Raw genomic sequence first — 23,055 nt, 5'->3', positions numbered from 1 at the left:
GAGCTATTCTTGGCGTAGCCGCGCAATGGTTTTAAGAAGACCTATTGTGGAGCCGTCTTTCTCCCCGCATTCGACGTCCGAGCCAATATGCGGAAGAAGGCAGGCTGCTAGTTCCTTGCCGAGTTCAACACCCCATTGATCGAAGCTGTTGATACCCCAGACGACCCCTTCCACAAAAACGCGATGCTCATATAGAGCAATTATTTTGCCCAAAGTGCGGGGTGTCAGCTTCCGGTAGATCAGGGTAGTGGACGGCCGGTTTCCTGGGAAGGCCTTATGCGCGGTTAAATCCAGCTCTTCCCCGGATGGTCCCCTAACGATGAGTTTTTCTGTGACTTCGTTAACGGTGCGCCCGCGCATGAGAGCTTCCGACTGCGCAAGGCAACTGGCGAGCAAAAGCTGGTGATGCTGTTGTAAATTTTCTTCGTGAGATTGCGCCGCCACCAGAAATTCGCATGGAATTACCCGGCTTCCCTGATGAAGGAGTTGATAAAAGGCATGCTGTCCGTTCGTTCCGGGCTCACCCCAAACGATAGGTCCGGTATGTCCGTCGACAACCTCTCCATCAAGCGCTATAGCTTTGCCATTGCTCTCCATATCCAGCTGTTGCAAATAAGCAGGCAGGCGTTCGAGCCGCTGATCATAGGGAAGGACCGCACGGCTTTCATAACCGCAGACGTTATTGTGCCAGATACCAATAAGGCCCAGCATGACGGGCATATTTTTATCCAGTGGTACGGTCCGAAAATGCAGGTCCATCTCATGCCCACCTTCCAGAAATTCGACGAACTTCTCTGGGCCGATTGCAATCATCAGGGGGAGCCCGATAGGGCCCCAAACCGAGTAGCGTCCGCCTACCCAATCTTCAAAACCAAAGACTCGATCGGTAGGAACACAAAAGTCGGTAGTCTTTTTGAGTGCAGTTGAAACCGCCGCGAAATGCTCTGCTGTGTTTTCACCTATTGCATCCGACAGCCATTTTTTGGCAGTCGCCGCATTCGTCATTGTCTCTATTGTGGTGAAGGTTTTCGACGCAATGATGAATAACGTGCGTTTTGGATCAAGGAGAGCGAGTAAATCCGAGATCTCGGCACCATCGACGTTTGATATGAAATGCATCCTGGGGCCGTCGTGGTAGGGAGAAAGTGCACGGGTCGCCATCGTTGGGCCAAGGTCTGATCCGCCAATGCCAATGTTGACAACATCCGTAAAAGCTGCGCCGTCATGCGCCGAGATAGCTCCAGTGCGGATACCATCCGCGAATTCCGCCATCTTTTTCAGCGTTGCATTGACGCCCGGCATTACATCCACATTTTCAACGAAGATCGACTCATCGCTTCGGTTTCGAAGGGCCGTATGGAGAGCCGCACGGTTTTCCGTAAGGTTGACGCACTCTCCCTTGAACATGGCGTCGCGCTTGTTTTCCAAGCCTTGTATTCGGGCCAGTTCCAGCACCAATTCCCGGGCGGTCTCATCGAGGCTCGTCTTCGAGTAATCGAGCAGCATATCGTCGAGGGAAATTGAGAAATTTTGAAAGCGCGCGGGCTCCTGGTCGAAGCGCTCGACGAGGGAGGTTTTCTTCACCCTCTCATAATATTCAGTCAGGCGCGACCAAATATCTTCGCTCATCCTGTCTCTCCCGATCCGCTTACTCTATGATGTCGATTTGTAATCTAACGATAAATTACTCGGTGGTTCGTTAAGGATTTCTCAAAATACGGTAAATTTTATATAAACTGGATCATTTACTGGTAGTATTTACATCTCATTGACGAAAGTTATCAGTTCAGAACCTGACTTACCCGTTACATCCCGGTATTTCTTGTTAAACGCGGGGCGCATGATGTTTTTCAACGTCTCGATTTCTGGCTCAGTTGCAATATAAACTTGCATGTCCTCATCTTCCAGCAGCTTTGGTGCTGCGGCTGCTGAAATTTCGCTCGCCTCGATTGCCCAGATCGCCGCTTTCGCGCTGGCGTCCTTTATTGCTTGTTTATTCTTCTCCGGCAAGGCGTTGTACCATGTGGTGTTAACATAACCGTTATAGAAAAGGGTGAATAGCGGCAGGATGGTTACGTGATCTTGAACCTCGTAATAGCGTGAAGACAGAGCCGATGATACGTTTGTTAGTCCGGCATCCAGATTGCTGCTTTTTAGGGCGTCATACGTCTGTTTGTCAGACATGTCGACAGGGCGCGCGCCCAATGCCTCGAACGCCGCGTTTGAGATCGGGCCCAAACCCTGAATTCTGAGGTCTTTAAAGTCCGATGGCGTGATGATATGCCGTCCCTTAGAAGTGATTGCGGTACGCCATGTTGTGAAAAGCCAGGTTACGTTGGTCAAGCCTGTGTCTGCTATATTCTGTTCCAGCAAATTAGCAGCGGGAGAGCCTCTCCATTTTTTCAGAATATCCATATTACGCAGGGCAAAAGGCTCAAGCGTTATATCCATCAACGGAAGGCTCTCTCTCCATTGGCTATTGCCAGAAAAGGCGCATTCCAACTCTCCGGCACGGACAGCAGCAGCATTTCGTGTCGCCTTTACAAGACTGTTCGCGCCATTGATCTGCACATCGATGTCATTTTCTGACAAGGTTTCAATTTCCGCTGCCCATTGGTCGATGACTTTGGCAATATGGTTATTCGGCGGAAGCGGATGACTGCAGCGCATGATCTCTGCCGCCTGCAGGGTGCTGGTGAAGGATATCATCAAAACCAGGCTGACAATGGCGCCAAAAAAACTATTCAACTTAACTCGTTCCTTAAACTATGAGCATCTTTTTTGGGGGGCGGGAAAATGCTCTCCGCTCTTTTTGTCGCAGACTATAATCTGAGAAGACCTGATTTGTCATGCTTTTGCTTTAGGCGATCGCAGGCTCGGCGCGTTCTTCCCATTTGATGGCCTTCAGATCGAGGACAAAAATGGAATAAATCACAGGCACCAGCAGCAGTGTTGTGAAGGTTGCAATGGTTAGTCCGCCGATCTGTGCGTAGCAAAGCGGCTGCCAGAGGGGCCCGCCATGGAGCGCGAGAGGACCAAGTCCGAAGACGGTGGCGCCGACGGTAATAAGAACAGGGCGGAGACGGACTATCCCCGCATCGAGCAAAGCTAATCGCAAAGGCTCATCCTTCTCGTGCATTTCTTCGATAAAATCGAATAGCACGATGATATGGCTGACGATCACGCCGATAAGGGCGACGATACCAAGAAAGGCCATGAATCCGAATGGACTGTTGGTTACAGCGAGAGCGATGAGCGCGCCAATGATGCCATAAGGCACAGCCGCCAAAACCACCAGCGGCTTGACGGCATTTTTAAACTGGAAGACAAGAGCCACAAAAATGAGGCCGATGGATATTGCCATGACTTTGGCGAGTTGCTGGAAGCCGTGCTGTGCATTTGCCTGCTCTCCCGTAATCTCCATAGTGAATCCGGGCGGAAGTTTTTCTTTGAACGCGGCAAGATCATCCTTGATTACCGTCATCACTTCGGAGGGTAGCACGCCGGCCAATGGGAAAGTGCGAACGTTTACCGTACGGAAATGCTCTTCGCGGCGGATGCGCTCAGTATGAAGCTGATACTCAACTGACGCGATCTGGCCAAGTGGGATTTTATTGTTACTCGTGGTGGCAAATACATAAAGGTTTTCAAGGTCTGAAAGCTGTGCCCGCTCAGACGGTTTTAGTATTGAGACAACGGGAATATTCTTGTCTCCCTGTTGCAGCGTAGTTACTTGATTGCCGTTTAGACCGGCGGAAGAGGATGCCGCAATATTCTGGTTTGTGACGCCAGCAAGAAAGGCGCGATCGGGATCTATTTCGATGCGAAGCCTTAAGGACTCCCCGCCCCAGTCTTCACGGGGCCGTGCCGCGTTTGGTGCCTTCGCGAGAATCTCGAGAACACCGCCTGCAAGCTCTCGTAGGGTGGCAATCTCAGCTTCTGACTCAGGGCCATCCGATTGGACCGCGGATTTAGCGGCCAACCGGATTTCTATCGGATAAGGAACAGGGTTCGTCTGTAACTGTCGTACGTCAATGATGGCTTCTGGTATTTTTGCGCTTAAGGCATGCTGCAAATACGGAATAAGTTCTGCTGTCAGGTCCTTGTTGTTCACCCTCATGACAAGTTGGGCGTAATTGCGTTGATGCAGTTGAGGTGTGACGGAAAACCAGAAACGTGGCGCACCGCCACCGATAAAGCTTGCGATGGATTCCAGAGGGTCGCCGCCACCCTCCGGTCCGAGGCTCGCGCCGAACTGAGTTGCAACGCCCTTGATGATCTGCACGGCGTTTTCAACAACCTTTTGTGTTTCGTGGATATTCGCATTATTGCGAAGGGTGACATCGGCATAGAATAGATATTGGACATCATCCGGAAAGAAGGATGTTTTCAGTGTTTTGCTCAAAGGGATGATCAGGGCAATAAAGGCAAAGGAAACGAGAAGGGCTTTTTTACGGTGATTGATCAGGAAGCTGCCTACACGGAAATAAAGCCCGCTGAACCCACGCTCCCGCCGCTCCTCTATTGTTAATTCGGGTTTGTTTTGGGCCCTGAGAAGATAGTATCCTAGGAAGGGAAGAAAACTCATCGAAACCAACCGGGAGCATACAAGCGCGGTCGTCATCACAATCGGTAAGCTGTACAGAAATTCGCCGGTATTCCCAGAGAGCAGCAAAAAAGGAAGATAGGCGACCACATTGGTGATGGTGGCGAACATAATCGCATGAGCCAGCTTTGTTGGTCCAAGCCAGGCGGCGAGGGTTCTGGGTTGCCCCGCAGCAAGTCCGCGTTTTATTGCATCGCCAGCAACTACCGGGTCATCTACCAGAAGGCCAAGAGCAATAATCAAAGTCGCGATTGAGACTTGTTGGAGCTGGATACCCAGCGTATCGATAATCCCGAATGTCATGGCCAGCGTGATCGGGATTGATATCATCATCAAAAGGGCCGACCGCCATTCCCAAAAACCAACTAAGGATATGACCACGACAAGGACAATCGCCTCTATCAAGGCAGTCATGAACAAATCTATATTTTCCGCGACTTGGGACGGCTGGTTCGAAATACGTTCAACCACCAGATCGTCTGGAAGATGCGGCCGTACTTCTTTCAGGATGGTGTCCACGGCCTCACCAAACTTGCCGATCTGGCCGCCATCACGCATCTGAATGGCAAGGGAGATGGCCTTGCCGCGTTTCCATCTGCCGTTCTCATCTCGCCAGTTGTAGTAATTGAGGAATTCTGGGGGGGATTGATATCCGGGCACGACGTCTCCTATATCCCGAAGATATACGGGCGCCCCCGATGGGGAGGTCGTGAACGCGGTGCCGCCGATTTGATCCGGGCTGGTATATTTTCCAACCGGTTCTACAAGTACGCTGGAGCCGCTGGCGTAAAACTCCCCGCCGGAAATATCGCTGTTGCGCGCGCTGATCGCCCCCGACACATCTCCCGGCGTCAGCCCGTAGGACGCGAGAAGATCTTGCGAATACTCAAGAAATATCCTCTCATCCACGACTCCGGACGTATTGACGACGGTCACGAGCGGGATGGTCTGCAGATTGCGAATGATCAGGTTGGAAAAATCATCGAGTTCCCGATAGCTGTATTTTCCGCCGGGAGAAGCCTGTAAGATGTCGTTTGTTTTTGCCGGATCATCGATAACAATGGCTGGCCAGGCGTCCTCATGAAAACTAACCTGCGCGAGTTTGGTGTGAAGGAAATCTCTGAGTTCTTTTTTCAGGTCAGCATCTGAAAGGCTTGTTGAAAGATCAAGGCCGATAAACCCAGCACCTTCCATGGAAATGATGGCCGAGGCGACGCCGTCCTTAACAAGATAGTCCTTGAACAGATCCATATTTCTGCCGGGTGTCGTCAGGGCAATATCCCGTGGCATTACGACAATCAAGGATCGGCGCTTTGATCCATCACCCGCAGCGTTCGATCGGGCTGTTTTGATCGCGGCCTCAATGTCCCTTGCGCGGAGAGAGATTTCCACCGGATTTTCAGTCGGGCTGGCAATCGTCATCAGGATCGCCGCCGTGTCCCCAAACCCGTCGTTAAACTGTATGGGGCCAGCCCCGTCCGGCAAACCAAGGGCCTTCAGGTTGAGATCAATTTCATTGAAAGCAGATTTTGTATCGTCCAGCGTCTCCTCCAGCTGGATCTGAACGATGGATAGATTTGGTAAAGTTAGAGATTTAACGGCAAATTTCGTCGGGCCGACCGGATGTAGCGTTGAACTGAGGGCGATCTGTTGTTCAATTGGTCGGGTGACGAGCTGTTCAATCTTTGTTGCATCCGCGCCAGGCCAACTCGTAATAACAGAGGCAACGCGCACCTGAATGGCAGGATCCTTCGCTTTTGGCATGGAGAGATAGCCATATATTCCCCACATGAACACAGCAAGGAGCAGGACCCAGGAGATATGCCGGTTCTCGGTGAAATAACGTGCGGTGTTATGGGTTTCCGTAATATCTTTCACCGGCGACGTTCCCCCATATCTTCAACAAATGCAATCACGGAATAACGGCCACTTGCTGGCCATCACGAAGGAAGGACGCACCACTGACAACCACTTGTGCATCGGCCTCAAGCCCGCCCAAGACGATAATTTTGTTGCCGTGCACGTCGCCGAGGTCGACGTCTGTCAGCTGGGCTGTAAATTTGTTGCCTTCAGATTTAAGGACGAAAACAGCATATCCGTCAGCATTTGTTTTGGAACGCACAACCGCAGAAAGGGGAAGCAGCGGTCCCTGATGCTCATTTGCGGTTTCCTTTGGCAGACTAAGTGACGCAATCATGCCAACCTTGAGAAGGTTGTCCTTGTTATCGATATCGATCTTGACATTGAATACCCGGCTATTGGTATCGGCGGACGGGGCAATCTCGGAAATATTGCCAGTGAATACTTTATCGGGGAAAGATTGGGTGACCAGATTCTGTGTATCCCCAATTTTGAGTGACTGGACCGTATTGTCCGGTACTCCGAAAACTGCTTTGACCGTTTTGGTGTCGGCTATAACAAAGGCGACCGTTTGCGGGTTGGCGAGCGATCCGATATCGAGGTTGCGTTGTAGGACCACCCCATCCAGCGGCGCGGCTAGATCAAAATCATTCACATTGTTGCGGGCAATTTTCTGAGCGGCTTTGGCATTTTCCAACTGCGCGACAGCATTTTCATATTCCTGTTTCGCGCTGTCGTAGTCGGGGGCGGTCATGCTGCCGGATTTAAACAACGTTGTTGCGCGGCCATAATCCTGCTTGCCTTTGTTGAGGTTCGATTGCGCGGCGGAGACCTGACTATTTGCCTGGGTCAGGCTGTCGCGAATATCTTTTGAATCTACGGTTGCGAGGATATCGCCCTTTTCCACCACATCGCCTGCCTGAATCGCGCGATCCTTGCCGGTGTTATCTTTTACCTGCATCAATTCAGTGACATAGCCGGTGACCTTGAAGGCGACGTTGACTTGGGTATTCGCCTCTATGTTGGCGCTGTAGCGGACATCGGTCTGCCGAGTGTCCTGTGACAGTGTCTCCGCCCGAACAGGCTGTAGCGGGGCTGGTTTTGACGCTTCCTCTGAATCGCAAGCCGTCAGGACGGATAGGCCTAACATCAAGCTGAAGAGGATGAAAAATCTTGGTGACATTTATTCTTCCCCCAACGCCTGCTCCAGCTCGGCGCTGGCATTCCAAACGCCTAGCAACGCCTGATGATAATCGTCATTTGCCTGTTCCAGTTGCGATTGGGCGTCTAGCAAATCACTTAGTAAGATTGTCTTCTCTTTATATTGATTGAGGCTTACGCGGAGCTTTTCTTCCGCCGCCTTCTTAGCCATTTCGGTAACAGGAACCAACAATCTCGCCACTTCAAGATTACGAATGCTTGCGTTGACTTGTGCGCGTATCTGATCCTCATTATCACGGAGAGAGTTCAACGCCTGCTGCAGGGCGTACCGTGATCCAGCGACATTGCTCTGGTTTCCGCCCCATGTGAAGAAATCCCATTTCGCGAGCAGCCCGACATAGAGACTTTCATCCGGCAGAAGTGTTGTATTTTCCGCCCGACCGTAGCTTGCGACAAGATTGACTTCCGGCAGATACCCGCTCTTCTGAATTTCAAGCTCTGTCTCGGCCGCCTCGACTTGAAGGCGCGCCTCCCGCGTTTCCGGCCTCTGCGACAGCGCCTGCTCTTCCGCTTGATCCGGATCGTAGGAAAAGGAAGGGTTTGCATTGGCTGGGGTGACACGGAACGGTATGGAGATATCTCGGCCCAACAAAGTGTTGAGCTGTTGCTTGCTCGTGAGAAGGTCGTTCTGCTGGGTGAGGAGATCGTGGCGAGAAGAGGCAAGTTGCGCCTCTCCGTTCAGGAGTTGATATTCAAGCTCTGTCTTCTGCGCAACGTTGTCCTTCAGAATTTTAACTAGTTCCTCATTGAAGGTGACGGAGGACTGAGTTGCCTCAATCTCGCTCTCTTCGCTCAAGATCTGGTAATAAACTTGCTTGACTTGAAGGGCAATGGATTGCTCCGTCTGGCGAGACTGCTGTCGCGCAATTTCCTGCTGCGTTTTGAGCTTGTCGACATTGAGACCGATTTCATAAAGGCCGACGAGCGGTTGCGTCGCCGTTAGTGAATAATGGGTGGTAAAGCCGTTCGTTGTATCGATAGCGACATTGCTGGACGGGACAGGACTGCCGCCTACCGTACCGAGGGAGCCTTCTTCGAAGGTATACTCATTATCGACAAAATTCTGGAGACCGCGCACATGGGCACTTAGCTGTGGAAACTGCTTGGACTGAACGGCTTTCTTTTGCTCCTCAACGACGTTAATTTGCAGGTCCGCATTCTTGAGCTGAAAATTCTGCGTTTTGGCAAGATGAAGGGCGTCTTCGAGAGTTAAAAGCGGGTCTTCTTCCGCCAGTGCCGGTGATGCTATCAGGAGGCCGCCTAGTAAAACCGCTGAAAATGCAGAGAGAGGTTTCAACATAGCAACATTTTCCAATGAGCATTAATTAGCAGTTGAAAAAACATAGCGGTTCAATTCAACCATGTCAAAGCGATTGGTCCTGGGGCAAAGGGGTGTTAGCAACGACTTTGGTTGGGAATTTGCGGAGTATTCATTCCTCAACCTCAACGGTTTCAAAATCAGCCGGGAGAATGATCTCAATTAATTCCAGATCGTCCGAATGTGCTAATTCCTGATGCTTTATTCCAGGCGGTTGATGGACGCAGGAGCCTGCCTTTAAAATTACTTCACCTGTTCCTTCATACCAAAATTTTACCCATCCTTTCAAAATATAGACCATCTGAAATTCAAGTTTATGGGTATGTTTGTCCCCTTCGGCATGTTCGCCCGGTACGGCGCGGATGACATGCGCACCGACCTTGCCATCTGTTGACTCTTTAATTCCGAGGTCGCGATATTCGAAAAAACCGCGAAGGCCACTGGAAAATTCTGCATCCTCCGCATGGCTTACAGATAGTTTCATTTTCCCACCCTTGTCAGTTGTCCCTTTCAGGCGCGCGCTGCTTTGGCCTGACGTGTTCGCCAAAGCAGCAGCCCCATGATCCCCATATTTAGCATATTCCAGGCAATGCCGTTAATAAATGCTGCTTGGTAGGAGCCTGTCAGGTCATAGATAACGCCCGAGATCCAGCCGCCGAGCGCCATGCCCACAACCGTCATCATAATCACTAATCCGACCCGCTCGCCGGCCTCCCTTGCGGGTAAATACTCGCGCACAATGATGGCATAGCTTGGAACAATGCCGCCTTGCGACAGCCCGAAAATCAGTGAAACGACGTAAAGTGAGACGAGGCCGTTAAAGGGTATGTAAAGAAACAGCGCGAGACATTGCAGGAAGGAACCGAGGAGGACGGTCCTGACCCCCCCGATGTGATCCGCGAGAAAGCCGGAAAGCAGTCGGCTGACAATACCACCTGCGAGCATGATTGCGAGCATTTCCGCACCTGCCGACACACCAAAGCCAAGATCGGCGCAATAGGCGACAATATGAACCTGCGGCATGGACATGGCAACGCAGCAGCTTATGCCGGCAATGCATAGCAGGATTTGCAAGGTTCGCGGAGAAATGTCGGTCCGGAATTTATTGGTCGACGGCGTAATATTTGCAGATGAAAGCTCGACTGTTTGCGCAGGGAGGCGACGGCGAAGCAACAAGGCCAAGGGTATCATCACAGCGAGAGAGGCAATAGCGACCAGCATATAGGCATCACGCCAACTATCCGTAGCGATTATATCTTTTAGAACAAGCGGCCAAAATGTTCCGGCGAGATAATTTCCGCTCGCGGCGGCGGCGACCGCAATACCGCGGTTCCGCTCAAACCAGTGGGAAATATCGGCAATCAGCGGCCCGAAAGTGATCGCGGAACCAATCCCGATAAAGACGCCCTGAATAATGGCAAAGGTCCAGACGTTAGTCGCCATGGCCCCAAGTGTGAATCCTGCGCCGAGCATTAAAGATGCTGCAATCATTGGCAACACAATGCCAAACCGGTCGATCAATCGGCCAAAAATGAAATTGCCAACAGCAAAACCGATCATCGTGGTGGTGTAGGGGATTGAGGCTTCAGAGCGGTCAATGCCGAACTCATCCTGAACTGCCGGTAAAACTACGACGACCGCCCACATACCCGCGCTTCCGACCAGTGAGATCAGAACCGACACGCAGAGACGAAGCCAAGAGTATCCGCTGTCGAGATACGGTGCGTCAGAGCTATGTTGTGAATTCAAAAAGGACAAGTGATGCGCCCTTTCCCGCCAATGAGAGTTTATTGATTTTCTTCTTCGGGATCACCCTAGCATAGGGAGTGGAATTCCCGCACCTCTTTTGATCGAATGATATTCTGCAGTAAATTCCTCCATCGGATAGTTGTTTTCTTCCTGTCTGCGAGAGAGTAAGCTAACTCATAATGGACACAGAAAAAATACGCGAATTTTTTGAGCAGAGCTTGGCGCATTTAACGGCTCTTGCCTCGGACGTGAATATCCTGTCACAGCTTCTCGCGGTTGTTGGCGGCCTTGTCTTTGCTTACTTTACACGCCGCCGCTTACAGTTGGGTTTTCTAGGCCTTCGCGGCCGATTCCCGGATGGATCTCCACTCACTAAAATATTCGAGATTCTGGCAACTCTTTCCTTGCCGTTGATTTGGCTGGCAATTGAGTTCGCCATTCTTGCTATTTTTCAAGGGGTCGGGCCGCCGTCCCATATCATAAGTGCGATTTGTTCCCTGCTGGTGGCATGGATCGTTATAAATGTGGTCACAAGCCTTGCCGAGAATAAAATCTGGGCCCGTCTTGTCGCCTTTTGTGCCTGGACGATCGCCGCGCTCAATATTCTGGGGCTCCTGACCCCGACATTGGTATTTCTGGAAGATCTTGCCTTCAATCTCGGAGAAACACGCATTTCCATGCTCGGCGTTGCCAAGGCGTTAGTGGCGGGGATCATCGTTTTCTGGGTCACTTTCGGCCTCTCCCGGTTTTTGGAGGCACGGATCCATAAATCGACTGCACTTACACCTTCCGTTCAGGTTCTGACAGCGAAATTGGTACGGGTTGGTCTCATCTCCGCGGCAGTTTTGATCATCCTGTCCAACTCTGGCATTAATATTACGGCTTTTGCCGTCTTCAGTGGCGCGCTTGGTGTCGGCATCGGGTTCGGCCTGCAGAAAATCGTTTCCAATCTGATTAGTGGAATTATCTTACTCCTTGACCGGAGCATCAAGCCGGGCGATGTGATTGAGGTGGGGCAGACTTATGGTCGCGTGAATACGATGGGGGCTCGATATGCCTCCGTCATAACTCGCGATGCTATGGAATTTCTTATCCCCAACGAAGACCTGATCACACAGCAGGTCATTAACTGGTCCTATAGCTCAAAGAATGTAAGGCTGCGCGCGCCAATCGGGGTTTCATATGACACAGATATTCCGAAAGCCCTCGAGCTGATCGTAGGTGCGGCAGCAGAAGTGCCGCGCGTGCTGAGCAACCCGGCTCCGAAATGTCTGATGCGCGGTTTTGGCGATAGTGCGATTGATCTTGAACTCAGGTTCTGGATTGCGGACCCGGAAGATGGGTGCCGCAACGTGACGAGTGAGGTTCTGGTGAGCGTCTGGAAACTTTTCAAGAAAGAGGGGATCAATGTGCCCTTTCCACAGCGCGATATTCGTGTTGAAATGGTCCCGCCCGGATCACCGGTATTGTCGGCAAATGAGGATGAGGCATGATAGAGAACACTGTCGCAGCATGGCATGACTGCATCAAGGAAAGTGACCCGCAAAAACTTGACGCTCTTTTGCATGAGGACGCAACCTTCCACAGTCCTGTTGTTCATACGCCGCAGCATGGCAAAAGTATTACCGGCAAATATCTGATGGCGGCGTTTCAGGTTTTGAATGGCGATGATTTTGAATATGTCCGCGAGATTGTCGGTCCGAAGGATGCGGTTCTGGAATTCACAACAACCATAGACGGTATTGTTATCAACGGGGTTGATCTCATACAGTGGGGCGATGACGGTAGAATTGTTGATTTTAAAGTTATGATCCGTCCCTTGAAAGCGATCAATCTTGTCCATCAGAAGATGGCGGAAATGTTAGTCCGCTCCGCGTAAAATGTGAAAATTCAACTTTGTAACTTTCCGGAAATATGACCATGACAACGGACCAAATTCTGCTTTTCTCGCTTTTCGGCGTTGTCTTTGCATTGCTTATCTGGGGCCGCTGGCGATATGATCTGATTGCTTTTGTGGCGCTTGTTATCGCGCTCGTACTAGGGTTAGTGCCAACGGAGCTAGCCTTTTCAGGCTTTGGTCATCCGGCGACGATTATCATTGCGCTAGTACTTGTTGTCTCGCGGGGGCTCGTAAATTCCGGTGCGGTTGATCTGATTACGCGACGGCTGACCTCACTGGATTTGAAACTTTCCAGCCACATAGCAGCGATGGGCGGGTTAGGCGCAATATTCTCGGCATTCATGAATAATGTTGCGGCACTCGCGATGTTGATGCCGGTCGATTTGCAGGCGGCCGCCAAGGCGAAACGGGCACCGCGCATTACGCTGATGCCGCTTGCTTTTGCAACAATATTGGGCGGGTTGATCACTTTGATTGGCACGCCGCCGAATATCATCATCGCGTCCTATCGGGAGAATGCTCTAGGGGAGCCGTTCTCGATGTTTGATTTTGCCCCGGTTGGCCTGTCCTGCGCCATTGTGGGCATTGTCTTTATTATGATCATTGGCTGGCGCTTTATTCCAGGCTCCCGAGATAGCAAGGCGCCGACTGTCGATTTGCTCGATCAGGAAGGATATCTCGCGGAATTGCAGGTGCCAAAGGAATCTCCTGCGGTTGGTATGCTGGTCCGTGATTTGGACAGCGTCGCCGATGACAATGACGCGGCGGTAGTCGGTCTGGTCCGCAACAACAAGCGGCTTGCGGGTCAGGCGCGGAATGTGGAAATCCGGGAAGGTGACATTCTGGTTGTGGATGCGGTGGCGAAGAGCATCGATCAGTTCCGCGGGGCCATGAAGCTGGAATTTGACGGAGAGAAACGGCACGAAAAGGCTGCTTCCGGCGGGATGGTCCTGATGGAGTTTGTGGTGCCGAAATACTCACGCATCGAAGGGCGGTCTGCCATGTCCCTCCGCCTTCTTGTCCGGCATGGGGTGACGCTGCTAGGCGTCTCGCGTCAGGGTAAGAAGTTTCGGGATAGGGTGCGCAAATTAGATATTGAGGCGGGCGACATTTTGCTTCTGCTCGGTCCGGTCGATCAGGTGCCCGAAGTGGCGCAATGGATGGGCGTGCTACCGCTCGCGGAACGGGGCTTATCCGTCACACAATATCGCCGTGCCGGGCTTGCTGCGGGCATTTTTGCAGCTGCAATTATCGTGGCCAGCTTTGGCTGGCTTTACCTGGCGGTGGCGCTGGCGATTGTTGTCGCTGCCTATGTTGCGCTTGATATCGTGCCTATTCAGGAGGTTTATCAGCATATTGAGTGGCCGGTTATTGTCTTGCTCGGATCGATGATACCACTTGGGGCGGCGCTTGAAGAATCAGGTGGGACCGCTTTGATTGCGGGCGGTATTGTGGATTTGACAGAGGGGCTTCACGTTGTTGTCGTTCTGACTGTCCTGATGGTGGTTATCATGACTCTTTCGGATGTGTTGAATAATACCGCGACGGCGGTGATCGGTGCGCCGATTGCCGTTGATATCGCTAACCGGCTGAATGCCAATCCCGACCCCTTTCTGATGGTGGTGGCGGTGGCCGCGTCCTGCGCCTTTCTAACCCCAATTGGTCATAAGAATAACACGTTGATCATGGGGCCCGGCGGTTATAAATTTGGTGATTATTGGCGGATGGGGTTGCCTCTCGAAATACTTGTGATTTCAGTCGCTATCCCCGCAATCCTGTTTTTCTGGCCGCTCTGAGCGCGGTTGGTATTCAAAACTGAACTTTTTATTCACGGCGCATTTTAAAAGGATGTGGACATGCTAAAAGACAAGGTCGCGGTAATCACGGGATCAACTTCCGGAATAGGTGAGGGATGCGCCAGAGCGCTTGCGAAAGAGGGCTGCCACATTATCCTCAACGGCTTTGGTGATGCGGCGGAAATAGAGGCTCTGCGCAGCTCAATCGGAAGTGAATATGGCGTCAAATGTCTGTACAATGCGGCCGATATGACCAAACCCGATGAAATTGCGACCCTGTTCGAAATGGTGGACAAAGAGTTCGGTGGTGTCGATATACTGATCAATAATGCGGGTATTCAATATGTCTCGCCGATCGCCGAATTCCCCACGGAGAAATGGGATGCAATTATCGCCATCAATCTATCGTCGGCATTTCACACCATGCACCATGCAATTCCGCTTATGACAAAGCGGGGATGGGGGCGGATCATTAACATGGCGTCGGCCCATGCTTTGGTTGCTTCACCCAATAAAAGTGCATACGTCGCCGCAAAGCATGGTATTGCCGGGCTGACCAAAACCGCAGCGCTGGAAGTTGCGCGGGACAATATTACGGTCAATGCGATCTGTCCGGGCTATGTCTGGACGCCACTGGTGGAAAAGCAGATACCGGATACAGCGCGCACGCGCGGTATAACCGAAGACGAAGTGATCAATGACGTGCTGCTCGCGGCTGCGGCAACGAAAAAATTCACGACTATAGAGCAGGTAGCGGCTCTTGCCCTGTTCCTTTGCAGTGACACTGCTGAAAATATCACGGGCAGTCTGCAATCCATCGACGGAGGCTGGACGGCGCAATAGGGGAGGTTGAAATTAGATGTCTGCGGATAGCATAGCCCTTAGCATCACCGGAAAGCCCAAGGATATCGGCGGGTTTGAGGTGCGGCGTCTTTTGCCTGTCGCGCGATGCCGTTCAGTTGGTGCTTTTGTTTTTCTCGACCATATGGGGCCTACAACCCTAAAGGCCGGGGAGGGGATTGATGTGCTGCCACATCCACATATCGGGCTCGCCACGGTAACCTATCTGTTTGAGGGGGCGATCCTTCATCGCGACAGCCTGGGAACGGTGCAGGAGATTTTTCCTGGCGATGTTAATCTGATGACTGCGGGGCGCGGGATTGTCCATTCAGAGCGTAGCAGCGAAGAAACCCGGTCGAAGGATCGCGATGTTCACGGCTTGCAGATGTGGGTGGCCCTTCCCAAAGAGCATGAAGAGATACGGCCAGTCTTCTCCCATACCCCGAAATCAGCATTGCCGGACTTAAAGGGAGAGGGATGGCATGGCCGCCTTGTTGTGGGTAGCCTGTTTGGCAAAACGTCGCCCGTCGAAACAATGAACAGGTATTTCTTTGTTGATTTACGACTTGAAGCCGGTGTTTCTATCCCGTTTGCTCCCGATTATGACGAGGCAGCTGTTTATGTTGTTGACGGGGAGCTTGATATTGATGGCGCGATCGTTGGGGCAGGCACTCTTGCGGTGCTTGAAAAGAAACCAAATGTCTTACTGACCTCCCGGCAGGAAGCGACCTTTGTCGTTTTGGGCGGTGACGCGCTGCCAGAGCCGCGGTTTATGTATTGGAATTTCGTCTCGACCCGCAAAGAAAGAATAGAGCGCGCGAAAGAAGATTGGCGAGGTCAGCGCTTCGATAGGGTTCCGGGTGAGACCTCGTTTGTTCTCCTTCCGGAATGATACCAGAGGTTATTCATGCGTTGAAGCAGTTGACAGCGATGCCTTTGACGGGTTTGATATTTTATCGACAAGACTAAGCCGACGCATGCGTCATAATCAGTGCAGCCCGCGTCCAAAGAAAAACAATAAAAAGGGACAGATAAATGAGTTGGGAAAAAGAGATTGAAGAACTAAAGGCCCGTCAGGCTCTTGCCAAAAAAATGGGGGGAGAGGAGAAGGTCGCGCGTCATGTAAATGCCGGAAAGCTGACTGTTCGTGACCGGATCGCCAAAATGGTCGATGAAGGCTCCTTTGAAGAAGTCGGGTCTGTCACGGGGAAGGCGGAATATGACGCAGACGGCAATCTTGTAGATATGCAGCCAGCAAATTTGATTACTGGGCGAGGGCGTGTAAATGGCCGTCGCGTGGTTGTCGCAGGTGACGACTTTACGGTACGCGGCGGAGCGAACGATGCAGGTATACGCGAGAAACTGATCCATGTCGAAAATATGGCGGGCACGATGCGTCTGCCGCTGATCCGCCTCGTTGACGGGACTGGCGGCGGTGGCTCGGTCAAGACTATCGAAACCGAAGGCCGCACCTATGTCCCCGAAGTTCGTGGATGGGATACGGTGATCGAGAATCTCTCGAAAGTACCGGTTGTTGCACTCGCTCTCGGTTCAACGGCCGGGTTGGGCGCGGCGCGAGTTGCCGCAAGTCATTATTCGGTAATGGTCAAGGAAACGTCCCAGATGTTTGTCGCGGGCCCGCCTGTGGTCGCCAGAACCGGGGAGGTTCTGACCAAGAATGAATTAGGCGGTTCTGATATTCACACGCGCAACGGAGCCGTGGATGATGAAGCAAATTCAGAGGAAGAAGCATTTGAACGTGCACGGCGGTTTCTTTCTTACCTGCCGCCTTCTGTCTTTGAATTACCAGAACGCGTCGAAAGCGATGACGATCCAAACCGACGCGAAGACTGGCTGATCGATGCGATCCCTCGGGATTCGCGCAAGGTCTATAAAATGCGAAAAATCATTGAGGCGGTCGTTGATAAGGGCAGTTTCTTTGAAATTGGCAAGAAATGGGGACGCTCAGTTATTACGGGTTTTGCCCGAATGGATGGCTGGCCGGTCGCCATTATGGCCAGCGATCCTTATCATTATGCGGGAGCATGGACATCAGATGCCTCGGATAAAGTCCTTCGTTTTGTTGACCTTGCGCAGACATTCCATCTGCCGGTTGCTCATCTGGTTGATATTCCGGGCTTTCTTGTCGGCCGGCAAGCGGAAGAACAAGCAACGATCCGTCATGGTGTGCGGGCGATGGCGGCAATTGCACAGGCGAGTGTGCCCTGGTGTGCGATTATTCTACGCAAAGCCTATGGGGTTGCGGGGGCTGCACATATGAATTCAGGACGGTTCAATCTCAGGTATGCCTGGCCATCGGGTGACTGGGGGTCGTTGCCCATCGCAGGGGGGCTGGAAGCTGCTTATAAATCCGAGCTGGAAGCATCGGATGATCCCAAGGCGAAGCTAGAGGAGATAGAGGAACGGCTGAATCGCTTGCGGTCTCCTTTCCGGACAGCAGAGCGCTTCATGATCGAAGAAATTGTTGATCCGCGTGATACCCGGAAGCTTCTCTGTGATTTTGCGGAAATGGCGGCACCGCTGAGGGAGACAGGCGTTTCGACCTTCAAGGTGCGGCCATAAGTGCGTTGGTATAGTCGTTTTGCCTATAATGGCGGGGGTTTTTAGGAAATTAGATGCCTGGATATGAAGGCGCTCTGACTTTACAGCGTAATTTTGGTGCACTTTGGTCACAAGGCCTTCCGATTTGAGAGTAATATTTGTGGTAATTTCACGCTTACTAATAACTCAAAGACGAGGCTGGTCATGGCTCAGAAGAAATTGCTGCAACTTCGCTCCGATATCCGCGACAACTATCTCACAAATGAGGCAGCGGCAGTTCATAAACTGATTGACGATCTGGACCTCTCGGAAGACGCCCGAAACCGGATCGTTGATCAGGCTGTGGTTTTAGTGAAAGAACTCCGCCGTGCTGACAACCCCGGCGTTATGGAAACCTTCCTCGGTGAATATGGCCTTACAACTGAGGAAGGGGTCGCCCTGATGTGCCTGGCTGAGGCTCTCTTGCGTGTGCCGGACGAAATAACCATGGACGCGCTGATAAGCGATAAGATCGCCCCTGCGGACTGGAGCAAGCATCTAGGTCATTCTTCCTCTCCGTTGGTGAATGCCTCCACATGGGGGCTGATGCTGACGGGAAAGGTTGTTCATCCACTTGGTGATGGTTCACTTGACGTCGTCGGGCAGCTTCGAAAGCTTATGAAGCGGGTAGGGGAGCCGGTTATCCGCACCGCCGTCAGTCAATCCATGAAAGTTCTCGGTCATCAATTCGTGCTTGGCCGCGATATTCAGGAAGCGATGAGCCGCGCCCGAGGAATGGAGAAAAAGGGATATACATATTCCTATGACATGCTGGGTGAGGCGGCGCGAACAGCAGAAGACGCGCAGCGTTATTTCATGGCCTACGCCAAGGCAATATCCAGTATTTCTGAACACAGCCGGCATGCGGATAGTCGTAATAATCCGGGTATATCCGTGAAGCTTTCGGCGCTTCATCCGCGTTACGAATATGCACAGAAAAAGCGGGTCATTGATGAGTTGGTGCCGCGCCTGTCGTCCCTCGTGTTTCAGGCGAAGAACGCTAATATGGGCTTCAATATCGATGCGGAAGAGGCCGATCGCCTCGATCTCTCTCTCGATGTAATCGAAACTGTGTTGGCAAGCCCGGACCTGAAAGGATGGGACGGGTTTGGGGTCGTGGTGCAGGCTTATGGGCCGCGCGCCGCCTACGTGCTCGACTGGCTATATGCGCTGTCCAAAAAGCTGAACCGGAAGATTATGGTTCGGCTGGTCAAAGGCGCCTATTGGGATACTGAGATCAAGCTCGCGCAGGTCATGGGATATGAAGGGTATCCTGTGTTCACCCGAAAGGCAGCAACGGATGTCAGTTATCTAGCCTGTGCAAAGAAGTTACTTTCCATGACAGATCATATTTACCCGCAGTTTGCGACGCATAATGCGCATTCAATTGCGGGCATTCTGGATATGGCAGACGAAGTCGATAACTTTGAGTTTCAGCGGCTCCATGGCATGGGGGAAGGATTGCATGACCTTGTCATGGCGCACAACAAAAATCGATGCCGCATTTATGCGCCGGTCGGGGTTCATGAAGACCTTCTCGCGTATCTTGTCCGCCGGCTGCTTGAAAACGGGGCGAACAGTTCTTTCGTCAATCAGGTTCTCGATGAAAAAGTTCCACCGCAGCAAGTTGTGCGCGATCCGGTGGATACAATTTTATCTTACTCGACAATAGAAAATGACAAAATTCCCTTGCCGTTGGCAATATATGGAGAGTGGCGGCGTAACTCAGCAGGTATTAATTTCCCGAACCCGTCGGTACTGGCGGCGTTTGAGGATAGTCGCGATGCCTTCAAGGCCACGACATGGCAGGCTGCTCCGATGATTGAGGGAAAACGGGTGGCCGGTAAGGGACGTGATGTCTGTAACCCTTCCCAGCGATCAGATATCGTTGGTAGAGTAATAGAGGCGACACCGGATGATATAAGTGCGGCAGTTTCCATTGCTGTTGCCGGGGTGACGGACTGGCGGCAAACGCCGATTAATGATCGTGCAGAAGTATTAGAGCGTCTTGCCGATCTTTACGAGGAAAACCGGGTGGAACTGATGGCTTTGCTGGCGCGGGAGGCAGGCAAATCGATCATGGACGGAATTTCCGAAGTACGGGAGGCAGCCGACTTCTGTCGATATTATGCTTTGCGGGCGCGGGAGGATGCAAAAAAGGGAGATTTAGAGGGGCGCGGTCTTTTTATCTGTATCTCCCCCTGGAATTTTCCGCTTGCCATATTTACGGGGCAGATTGTCGCCGCATTGGTCGCAGGCAACACCGTGATCGCGAAACCAGCGGAACAAACACCATTAATTGCCAACAGGGCCGTTGAATTGATGCGCGCCGCAGGAATTCCGGGCGATGTTCTGCAACTTCTGCCGGGCGATGGTGCGGTCGTTGGGGCGGCGTTGGTCTCGCATCCCGATATACAGGGTGTTTGCTTCACTGGATCGACGGTAACCGCGCAGCGCATTGCGCGATCAATGGCCGAGAATGCAGACCCGAGGGCGCCGCTCATTGCGGAAACGGGCGGTCTCAATGCCATGATTGTTGATTCAAGCGCACTACCGGAGCAGGCGATCCGGGATATCGTCGCATCGGCGTTCCAGTCTGCGGGCCAGAGATGCTCTGCGCTCCGCGTCCTCTATGTACAGGAGGATGTGGCTGACAAGGTTACTGAAATGCTTGAAGGCGCGATGGCAGAACTCAAGATTGGCAATCCCTGGGATATTGCTGTCGATGTGGGGCCAGTCATCGACCTTGATGCGAAGTCCATGATTGAAGCGCACTGTAAAAAGATGGAAGACGCCGGCCGTTTGATCAAGAAATTGCCGCTACCGCCGCAGGCAAAGGCGGATTGTTTTGTAAGTCCGGCGGCTTATCGAATCGACGGGATTGAGGAACTAGAGAAAGAGATATTTGGTCCAGTTTTGCACGTTGCAACATTCAAGGCAGAGGACGTGAACAAGGTCGTCGAGAAGATCAATGCCACAGGTTATGGGTTGACACTCGGTCTGCATACCCGTGTCGATACCCGTGTTCAGGATGTTTGTGATCGGGCACATGTTGGTAATCTCTATGTTAATCGCAACCAGATTGGTGCTGTCGTTGGCGTTCAGCCATTTGGTGGGGAGGGGCTGTCGGGGACCGGCCCGAAGGCAGGTGGACCGCTCTATCTTCATCGTTTTATGAAGAAGAAAGGTCATGTAAAGCTCTCTTCTGGGCAGGCTGCCAGCACATGGCCGAGGGTAACTATATCCGACAATCTATATGCAGTAATCCGAGGGTTGCGACAGGCGCAATCGCGATGGGATCAGAGCGAAGATCGCAGAGCAATGTTGGAAAACTCTTCCTCTAAACTGCGGGTAACCCTGCAGAAGACAATCAGGGAAACTCTGGATCAGGCACTGGATTATAGTCCTGGTTCTGTCGATCTGGCGGGACCGACCGGGGAAAGTAATCGTCTAGGCCTTCACGGGCGGGGGATAATTCTGTGCGCGGGATCAGACGCAATCAGAATGGCGTTGACGGCATTGCTCACCGGAAACAGCGTTATTCTTGCGAATGCGCCGGAAGGAAACGAAGAAGTAATCAAAGCGTTTGACGCGGTAAAAGGGCTAAAAGGACTTATCATCCGCCTTGAGGAGGAACTGACACCGGGATTAGTCGCGGCGTTGCCGTCATTGGCCGGAGTTGCCCTCACGGGTGGGGAGTATGATCTTCGTGCCTACCGACAGGCAATTGCAACTCGCGACGGATCAATCGTCCCGCTGATCACCGGCAGTGAGGATTGGGAATATTACGTTGCGGAACGGGCGCTTTGTGTCGATACGACTGCTTCGGGCGGCAATACCAAGCTTCTTGCGGCGAATGAGGCTTAATCAAGCCCCATGCAGTTTGCATAATAAGTGGTTGTCGCGGGCCAGTCAGAGAAGACACCAACAACACCCACGTCTTTCGCCAGAACGTCGAGAACGGTCATCATGTCGCCCTCGTTGTCTATAGCATTCGAGATTGTTCTATAATACCAGCCACCGCCGGTGGTGAGGGAGCCGGAGCGTTCCAACGTCCAGGTAATGATTTTAAGGTCTGCCTTTTTGGCCTCCTTCGCATAGGATGAGGGGACGATCTTGCCGTTTTCATCCAACGCAAGAAGCATCCAGATCGGTGGTGCAATATAGCGCAAGCCTTTATTGGCGAGTTCTTGCATGCTTGGTGAGAATGTATCCGGATTAGCCGGGTTCAGACTATTGCCGCGATATCGTCCATCAAGAAATACGGCTTGCATACCAAGCTCTGGCTCACTTTCGATCCAATAAAACACATCGTCGAGATTAAAGGATTGCGGAAAGACACGCGCCGGATCGATCCCCGCCGCTTTATACTCTGCGATCATTGCTTTGGCGTAGTCTTGCTGATTGTAATTTCCTGCGTAGGGCATTGGAACATCGGCGGATTTAAGCTCTGGTGTGAATTTTAGTCCTAGTCCGTCAATCAGCGCGATACTTTCCTGATGCGTCATCAAAGTGCCGTTCGAGGCATAAAGATCCGTACGCCAACTGGGTGTTCCTCTCAGGTATTCAGTAATGGTTTCTGCCTTTTTGTTTCCACCATCCATCTTGCCCTTCAAGGATTTGAACTCGGCAAGCGTCAGATCAGAGGCACAGCATTTCATAGACGCCTTACCACCATTCTCACTGGCCGGGGAAAAGGGAACGGAGCATTTTGCCGCCAGCTCAGGGCGTTCAAGAATATCTGTCGTCTGGTGAAGATCACATTGAGAGTGCCGACAGACAAGTGCCTTGTCCTTGGTGAAGGTTACGTCGCATTCAATGATGCCCGCGCCCATGCGCGCAGCAGCAAGATAGCTTTCTTTTGTATGCTCGGGAAACTGAAGGGAGGCGCCACGATGTCCAATAGAGAAATCTGTTGTTCTGGCTGGTTGCGACCGACATTGCAGGAGCTTTTCTTTCAGCTCCCCGGTTTCCATTTCATCCACGAGGAAGAGAGGCCGCGGCCCGTAGGAGACAGTTTCTGCCGGCTGAGCGGTCGATTCACCATGTTGTAAGGTCATGAAAAACAGGGCCAATAACGAAGATATAAATAATCTGGTAGCTTTCATGAAATCTCTCTCTTAGATATCGCCAATATAGAACTTTAGCCTTTTTACTAAGGCAG

Annotated in this window: 15 protein-coding genes; 7 read left to right on the top strand and 8 right to left on the bottom strand. The window is 52.0% G+C overall.

What is annotated here, in order from left to right; translation table 11 throughout:
* Positions 1-3: 3 nt before the first annotated feature.
* The 7 genes from pgi to LKE13_RS00805 all read right to left on the bottom strand — a co-directional run bounded on the left by pgi (position 4) and on the right by LKE13_RS00805 (position 10,763).
* Entirely contained in the window at positions 4-1,629 is a 1,626-nt protein-coding gene (gene pgi / locus LKE13_RS00835) for a glucose-6-phosphate isomerase (protein WP_227947790.1), read from the bottom strand.
* A 129-nt stretch (positions 1,630-1,758) separates the two neighbouring features.
* Complete coding sequence (dctP, locus tag LKE13_RS00830) at positions 1,759-2,748, bottom strand: TRAP transporter substrate-binding protein DctP (RefSeq protein WP_227947789.1); 990 nt, start codon at positions 2,746-2,748, stop codon at positions 1,759-1,761.
* A 112-nt stretch (positions 2,749-2,860) separates the two neighbouring features.
* Positions 2,861-6,484 (bottom strand): efflux RND transporter permease subunit, encoded by a 3,624-nt coding sequence (locus LKE13_RS00825; protein WP_227947788.1) that lies wholly within the window; start codon positions 6,482-6,484, stop codon positions 2,861-2,863.
* A gap of 34 nt (positions 6,485-6,518) precedes the next feature.
* Positions 6,519-7,649 carry an efflux RND transporter periplasmic adaptor subunit gene (locus LKE13_RS00820; RefSeq protein WP_227947787.1) on the bottom strand — a complete coding sequence of 377 codons (1,131 nt, stop codon included), beginning with the start codon at positions 7,647-7,649 and terminating at the stop codon, positions 6,519-6,521.
* Positions 7,650-8,987, bottom strand: a complete 1,338-nt coding sequence (locus LKE13_RS00815) for a TolC family protein (RefSeq protein ID WP_227947786.1) — start codon at positions 8,985-8,987, stop codon at positions 7,650-7,652. It lies immediately after the preceding gene.
* A 130-nt stretch (positions 8,988-9,117) separates the two neighbouring features.
* Positions 9,118-9,489: a cupin domain-containing protein gene (locus LKE13_RS00810; RefSeq protein WP_227947785.1), complete on the bottom strand. Its 372-nt coding sequence runs from the start codon at positions 9,487-9,489 to the stop codon at positions 9,118-9,120.
* A gap of 26 nt (positions 9,490-9,515) precedes the next feature.
* Complete coding sequence (locus LKE13_RS00805; protein WP_227947784.1) at positions 9,516-10,763, bottom strand: MFS transporter; 1,248 nt, start codon at positions 10,761-10,763, stop codon at positions 9,516-9,518.
* Positions 10,764-10,933: 170 nt separating this feature from the next.
* Here LKE13_RS00805 and LKE13_RS00800 point away from each other — a divergent pair, with 170 nt between their 5' ends.
* The 7 genes from LKE13_RS00800 to putA all read left to right on the top strand — a co-directional run bounded on the left by LKE13_RS00800 (position 10,934) and on the right by putA (position 21,758).
* Positions 10,934-12,247: a mechanosensitive ion channel family protein gene (locus LKE13_RS00800; protein WP_227947783.1), complete on the top strand. Its 1,314-nt coding sequence runs from the start codon at positions 10,934-10,936 to the stop codon at positions 12,245-12,247.
* Positions 12,244-12,633, top strand: coding sequence for a nuclear transport factor 2 family protein (locus tag LKE13_RS00795; RefSeq protein ID WP_227947782.1), 390 nt, complete (start codon positions 12,244-12,246; stop codon positions 12,631-12,633). The genes LKE13_RS00800 and LKE13_RS00795 overlap by 4 nt, the downstream gene beginning before the upstream one ends.
* Positions 12,634-12,674: 41 nt before the next feature.
* The gene (locus LKE13_RS00790; RefSeq protein ID WP_227947781.1) at positions 12,675-14,450 is read left to right on the top strand and encodes an SLC13 family permease; all 1,776 of its coding nucleotides are present in this window, start codon (positions 12,675-12,677) and stop codon (positions 14,448-14,450) included.
* Positions 14,451-14,510: 60 nt separating this feature from the next.
* Entirely contained in the window at positions 14,511-15,293 is a 783-nt protein-coding gene (locus LKE13_RS00785; RefSeq protein ID WP_227947780.1) for a 3-hydroxybutyrate dehydrogenase, read from the top strand.
* A 16-nt stretch (positions 15,294-15,309) separates the two neighbouring features.
* Positions 15,310-16,182 (top strand): pirin family protein, encoded by an 873-nt coding sequence (locus tag LKE13_RS00780; protein WP_227947779.1) that lies wholly within the window; start codon positions 15,310-15,312, stop codon positions 16,180-16,182.
* A 143-nt stretch (positions 16,183-16,325) separates the two neighbouring features.
* Positions 16,326-17,873: an acyl-CoA carboxylase subunit beta gene (locus LKE13_RS00775; RefSeq protein WP_227947778.1), complete on the top strand. Its 1,548-nt coding sequence runs from the start codon at positions 16,326-16,328 to the stop codon at positions 17,871-17,873.
* Between the two features lie 183 nt (positions 17,874-18,056).
* Positions 18,057-21,758 carry a bifunctional proline dehydrogenase/L-glutamate gamma-semialdehyde dehydrogenase PutA gene (gene putA, locus LKE13_RS00770; RefSeq protein WP_227947777.1) on the top strand — a complete coding sequence of 1,234 codons (3,702 nt, stop codon included), beginning with the start codon at positions 18,057-18,059 and terminating at the stop codon, positions 21,756-21,758.
* Here putA and LKE13_RS00765 read toward each other — a convergent pair.
* Entirely contained in the window at positions 21,755-22,951 is a 1,197-nt protein-coding gene (locus LKE13_RS00765; protein WP_227947776.1) for a glycerophosphodiester phosphodiesterase family protein, read from the bottom strand. The two genes, putA and LKE13_RS00765, sit on opposite strands and share 4 nt — an antisense overlap.
* Positions 22,952-23,055 lie beyond the last annotated feature (104 nt).

Source organism: Sneathiella sp. HT1-7 (assembly GCF_020731145.1).
GTDB lineage: Bacteria > Pseudomonadota > Alphaproteobacteria > Sneathiellales > Sneathiellaceae > Sneathiella.
The sequence above is the reverse complement of the archived record's forward strand: the minus strand, read 5'-3'. Positions and strand labels throughout refer to the sequence as shown.

What these genes read in the sequence shown, in the direction of transcription:
- LKE13_RS00800 (WP_227947783.1), top strand. Translation starts at nt 10,934, where the DNA reads ATGGACACAGAAAAAATACGCGAATTTTTTGAGCAGAGCTTGGCGCAT.
- LKE13_RS00815 (WP_227947786.1), bottom strand. Translation starts at nt 8,987, where the DNA reads ATGTTGAAACCTCTCTCTGCATTTTCAGCGGTTTTACTAGGCGGCCTC.
- LKE13_RS00810 (WP_227947785.1), bottom strand. Translation starts at nt 9,489, where the DNA reads ATGAAACTATCTGTAAGCCATGCGGAGGATGCAGAATTTTCCAGTGGC.
- LKE13_RS00775 (WP_227947778.1), top strand. Translation starts at nt 16,326, where the DNA reads ATGAGTTGGGAAAAAGAGATTGAAGAACTAAAGGCCCGTCAGGCTCTT.
- putA (WP_227947777.1), top strand. Translation starts at nt 18,057, where the DNA reads ATGGCTCAGAAGAAATTGCTGCAACTTCGCTCCGATATCCGCGACAAC.
- LKE13_RS00780 (WP_227947779.1), top strand. Translation starts at nt 15,310, where the DNA reads ATGTCTGCGGATAGCATAGCCCTTAGCATCACCGGAAAGCCCAAGGAT.
- pgi (WP_227947790.1), bottom strand. Translation starts at nt 1,629, where the DNA reads ATGAGCGAAGATATTTGGTCGCGCCTGACTGAATATTATGAGAGGGTG.
- LKE13_RS00765 (WP_227947776.1), bottom strand. Translation starts at nt 22,951, where the DNA reads ATGACCTTACAACATGGTGAATCGACCGCTCAGCCGGCAGAAACTGTC.
- LKE13_RS00790 (WP_227947781.1), top strand. Translation starts at nt 12,675, where the DNA reads ATGACAACGGACCAAATTCTGCTTTTCTCGCTTTTCGGCGTTGTCTTT.
- LKE13_RS00785 (WP_227947780.1), top strand. Translation starts at nt 14,511, where the DNA reads ATGCTAAAAGACAAGGTCGCGGTAATCACGGGATCAACTTCCGGAATA.
- LKE13_RS00820 (WP_227947787.1), bottom strand. Translation starts at nt 7,649, where the DNA reads ATGTCACCAAGATTTTTCATCCTCTTCAGCTTGATGTTAGGCCTATCC.
- LKE13_RS00795 (WP_227947782.1), top strand. Translation starts at nt 12,244, where the DNA reads ATGATAGAGAACACTGTCGCAGCATGGCATGACTGCATCAAGGAAAGT.